Annotated in this window: 4 protein-coding genes and 1 pseudogene; 3 read left to right on the forward strand and 2 right to left on the reverse strand. The window is 70.3% G+C overall.

Annotated elements, in window-relative coordinates:
- Together BSE24067_RS31980 and BSE24067_RS31985 are read right to left on the reverse strand one after the other, a co-directional pair.
- Window positions 1-366: pseudogene (locus tag BSE24067_RS31980) on the reverse strand (DUF3108 domain-containing protein); the annotation flags it as partial.
- A 155-nt stretch (window positions 367-521) separates the two neighbouring features.
- The gene (locus tag BSE24067_RS31985) at window positions 522-1,397 is read right to left on the reverse strand and encodes an IclR family transcriptional regulator (RefSeq protein ID WP_170297566.1); all 876 of its coding nucleotides are present in this window, start codon (window positions 1,395-1,397) and stop codon (window positions 522-524) included.
- 126 nt (window positions 1,398-1,523) lie between these two features.
- On the opposite strand from BSE24067_RS31985, the gene BSE24067_RS31990 reads away from it, so the two are divergent.
- The 3 genes from BSE24067_RS31990 to BSE24067_RS32000 all read left to right on the forward strand — a co-directional run.
- On the forward strand, window positions 1,524-2,516 hold the full coding sequence (locus BSE24067_RS31990; RefSeq protein ID WP_151068720.1) for a fumarylacetoacetate hydrolase family protein: 993 nt from the start codon (window positions 1,524-1,526) through the stop codon (window positions 2,514-2,516).
- A 136-nt stretch (window positions 2,517-2,652) separates the two neighbouring features.
- Window positions 2,653-3,480, forward strand: a complete 828-nt coding sequence (locus BSE24067_RS31995; RefSeq protein WP_151068721.1) for an enoyl-CoA hydratase/isomerase family protein — start codon at window positions 2,653-2,655, stop codon at window positions 3,478-3,480.
- 79 nt (window positions 3,481-3,559) lie between these two features.
- Window positions 3,560-4,055, forward strand: a 496-nt coding sequence (locus BSE24067_RS32000; protein ID WP_174904996.1) for a PhaM family polyhydroxyalkanoate granule multifunctional regulatory protein, incomplete at its 3' end; no start/stop codon positions are given.

The following is a 4,055-nucleotide window of genomic DNA, read 5'->3' on the forward strand; positions in this document are numbered from 1 at the left end:
GGCCGTGACGCTAGCGCACGACACAGCGACAGGAGGCGGCTCGCCGTGTTCGGCCGTCTGCGTCGACGTGAGCACGGGCTCCTGCGCGGTCGCGGGCTTCGGCGCGGCGGCGGCCGGCTTCGCGGTCGCGGGCGCGGGCGGGCGGTCAACCGGCTTCGGCGCGGGCTGGCGCTCGATCGGCTGCGGCTTCAGCAACTCGATCTGCACCGGGATCTCGGCCGGCGCGGGCGGCGTGAACGCATCGCGATTGCGCGTGAGCCACAACGCCGCGAGCGCGTGCAGCACGAGCACGACGACGAGCGCGATGCCCGCGCGCAGCCAGTGGCGGGGCAGGGCGTGACGAGGACGGGTGTCGGCAGGCGGCATCGGCGAAACGGAACTGGGTTGGGGCGGTCGTGGCGCGTCGCGCGCAACGCGTCACAGCGATCGGACCGCCGCACGCGCCGCGCGTTCGCCGCGCAACGCACGCGTGCAGCACGACTGCGGCACGCTCGGGCGCGTACGGTGCGCGCCCCGCGGGGTCACGCGTCGCGCGCGTCCGGACTATAGCCGAGTTCGTAGGACAGTTTCTGCGCGCATGCGCGCAGCGCGGTGTCGATCTCGCCGCCCCACGCGATGTCGAACATGCCTTCCTGGCCGAGCGCGACGATCGCGAGCGCGAGTTCGCCGACCGCGTCGAACACGGGCATGCAGAACGCGTGGATCGTCGGCAGCAGCATCCCCTCGACGCGCGCGGCCTGATGCGCGCGCACGTCGGCGAGCACGGCTTCGACTTCGTCGAGCGTGCGCGGGCCGCCGTGATGCGGCGAGCGGCGCGTGTCGGCGAGCTCGCGCTCGAGCATTGCCGCGGTCTTGCTGCGCGGCAGGTATGCGGCAAACAGCAGGCCGGTCGCGGAGCCGAGCAGCGGCATCACGTCGCCGAGCTTCAGCGACGCCTTCGCCGGATGGCTCGATTCCATCCAGTGGACGATCGTCGGCCCCTGATTGCCCCACACCGCGATGCCGACCGTCTGGTCGACGCGGTCGCGCAACTCGGTCAACGCGATCCGCGCGAGCTTCACGCCGTCGACGCGCGCGAGCCGCGCGAGCCCCATCTGCAGCGCGAAGCCGCCGAGCTCGTAGCGGCCCGACACCGGGTCCTGCGACACGACGCCGAGCCGCAGGAAGCTGACCAGATAGCGATGCGCCTTCGCCGGGCTCATGCCAGCACGCTGCGCGAGGTCGCGCAGCATCATCGCGCGCGGCTCGCTCGTCAGCACGTCGAGCAGCCGAAAGCCGACCTCGATCGACTGGATGCCGGAGCGAACCTTCTCGCCGCCTTCACCGTGCTCGCCGGAGCCGGCGTCGTCGGTGTCGGAATCGGCGAGTTCGTCGTCGGGAAGCGGGCTGGCGGGCATGGGCAACGTGGCGCGGCTAGGCGGCAAGGGTCGGGACGAAAGCGGCATGCGCGATCGTGGCGCGCCGCACGGATTCACCATCGTAAAATAGATTCCCTCCATCGTCACTACAACGGCAGATACCCCATGAAACTTGCATCGCTGAAGGACGGCACGCGCGACGGCCAGTTGATCGTCGTGTCGCGCGACCTGCACACCGCGGCAATCGCCGACGCGATCGCGCCGACGCTGCAGCGCGTCCTCGACGACTGGGCGTTCTACGCGCCGCAACTGCGCGACCTGTACGACGCGCTGAACCACGGGCGCGCACGCAACGCGTTCGCGTTCGATCCGGCGAACTGCATGGCGCCGCTGCCGCGCGCGTTCCAGTGGGCCGACGGCTCCGCGTACGTGAACCACGTCGAGCTCGTGCGCCGCGCGCGCGGCGCCGAGATGCCGCCGGAGTTCTGGACCGATCCGCTGATGTACCAGGGCGGCAGCGACGATTTCCTCGGTGCGCGCGACGACATCGTGTGCCCGTCCGAGGAGTGGGGCATCGACTTCGAGGCCGAGGTCGCGGTGATCACCGGCGACGTGCCGATGAGCGCATCGCCCGACGACGCGCTGAAGTCGGTGCGGCTCGTCACGCTCGTGAACGACGTGTCGCTGCGCAACCTGATTCCGGCCGAGCTCGCGAAGGGCTTCGGCTTCTTCCAGAGCAAGCCGGCCACCGCGTTCGCACCTGTCGCGGTGACGCCCGACGAGCTCGGCGACGAATGGCGCGAAGGCCGCGTGCACCGGCCGATGATCGTCCACTGGAACGGCAAGAAGGTCGGCCAGCCCGATGCGGGCACCGACATGGTGTTCCACTTCGGCCAGCTGATCGCGCATGCGGCGAAGACGCGCAACCTGCGTGCCGGCTCGATCGTCGGCTCGGGCACCGTGTCGAACAAGGACGCGAAGCGCGGCTACTGCTGCATCGCCGAGAAGCGTTGCCTCGAGACGATCGAGCACGGCGCGCCGCAGACCGAATTCATGCGCTACGGCGACACCGTGCGCATCGAGATGTTCGACGCGGCCGGCAAGTCGATCTTCGGCGCGATCGAGCAGGCGGTCGCGCCGCCGGACGGCGCGGTGTGATGCACGCGCGCCCGCGCCCGACGCTCGATCGCGGCCCGCGCGCCGGGTTTCGCCCGATGTTTGCCCGCGCGGGCTTCGCTACACTCGATTCAAGCGTTTCAGACGTTCGACGCGTTTCAAGAACCCGGAGCAGCGCATGGCCGATCTCGCCGCATACAGCGATTACGAAGCATTGAAGGTGACGCGCCGCGCGCATGGCGTGCTCGACATCGTGATGAGCGGCGAGGGCGCGAACCGCAGCGGCCTCGCGACCGCGAACGAACGCATGCATCGCGAGCTCGCCGACATCTGGCGCGACGTCGATCGCGATCCCGACACGCGCGTCGCGGTGATCCGCGGCGAGGGCAAGGGTTTTTCGGCGGGCGGCGATCTTGCGCTCGTCGAGTCGATGGCGAACGACTTCGACGTACGCGCACGCGTATGGCGCGAAGCGCGCGACCTCGTCTACAACGTGATCAACTGCAGCAAGCCGATCGTGTCCGCGATGCACGGGCCGGCCGTCGGCGCGGGGCTCGTCGCCGGGCTGCTCGCCGACATCTCGATCGCCGCGAAGGACGCGCGCATCATCGACGGCCATACGCGGCTCGGCGTCGCGGCCGGCGATCATGCGGCGATCGTGTGGCCGCTGTTGTGCGGGATGGCGAAGGCGAAGTACTACCTGCTGCTGTGCGAACCCGTGAGCGGCGAGGAAGCCGAGCGGATCGGCCTCGTGTCGCTCGCGGTCGAGCCGGCCGACCTGCTGCCGAAGGCGTACGAAGTCGCGGAGCGGCTCGCGCACGGATCGCAGACGGCGATCCGCTGGACCAAGTACGCGCTGAACAACTGGCTGCGCAGCGCGGGGCCGACGTTCGATACGTCGCTCGCGCTCGAGTTCATGGGCTTCTCCGGGGCCGACGTGCAGGAAGGCATCCGTTCGCTGCGCGAGCGGCGCGCGCCGGACTTCCCCGGCGGCGCACCGTTCTGACGACGCGCTATCATCGAATCAAAGGCGGCCGCACGCTCGGTGCCGGCCGCTTCGCCCACCAGTCAAACAGGATGCCCGTATGACGAACGATGCCTCCGGCTCCAATCCTTTCGCCGGCTTCGCCGGTTTCAAGCCTGCCGACATGCTCGACCGGATGTGGGACATGATGCGGATGTCGCCGTTCGGCGGGATGGCGTCGTTTCCGGGCGCCGCATCGGGGCTGCCGCCGTCGCTGTCGAGCATGTCCGACATGATGGCGCCGCTCACGAGCGTCGAGGAGCTCGACAAGCGGATCACCGATCTGCGCGCGGTCGAGCAATGGCTGAAGCTCAACCTCGGCATGCTGCAGTCGGCGATCCAGGCGCTCGAGGTGCAGCGTGCGACGCTCGCGACGCTGCGCGCGTTCGGCGCGTTCGCGCAGAGCTCGATGTCGGTGGCTGAAGACGCGGCAGTCGCGGCCGCGCAGGCGGCTTCCGCGCCGCGCGCCGATGCGCGGCCGGCGCCGGACGCCGCGGCAGCCGACGCCGAAGCCCCGCCGGCAGGCGACGCGCAGCAGGCGTTCGACCCGTCGGGCT

The organism is Burkholderia latens (assembly GCF_902499045.1).
GTDB lineage: Bacteria > Pseudomonadota > Gammaproteobacteria > Burkholderiales > Burkholderiaceae > Burkholderia > Burkholderia latens.

Excerpts from the sequence above, each read along its gene's own strand:
- BSE24067_RS31985 (WP_170297566.1), bottom strand. The coding sequence starts at position 1,397 with ATGCCCGCCAGCCCGCTTCCCGACGACGAACTCGCCGATTCCGACACC.
- BSE24067_RS31990 (WP_151068720.1), top strand. The coding sequence starts at position 1,524 with ATGAAACTTGCATCGCTGAAGGACGGCACGCGCGACGGCCAGTTGATC.
- BSE24067_RS31995 (WP_151068721.1), top strand. The coding sequence starts at position 2,653 with ATGGCCGATCTCGCCGCATACAGCGATTACGAAGCATTGAAGGTGACG.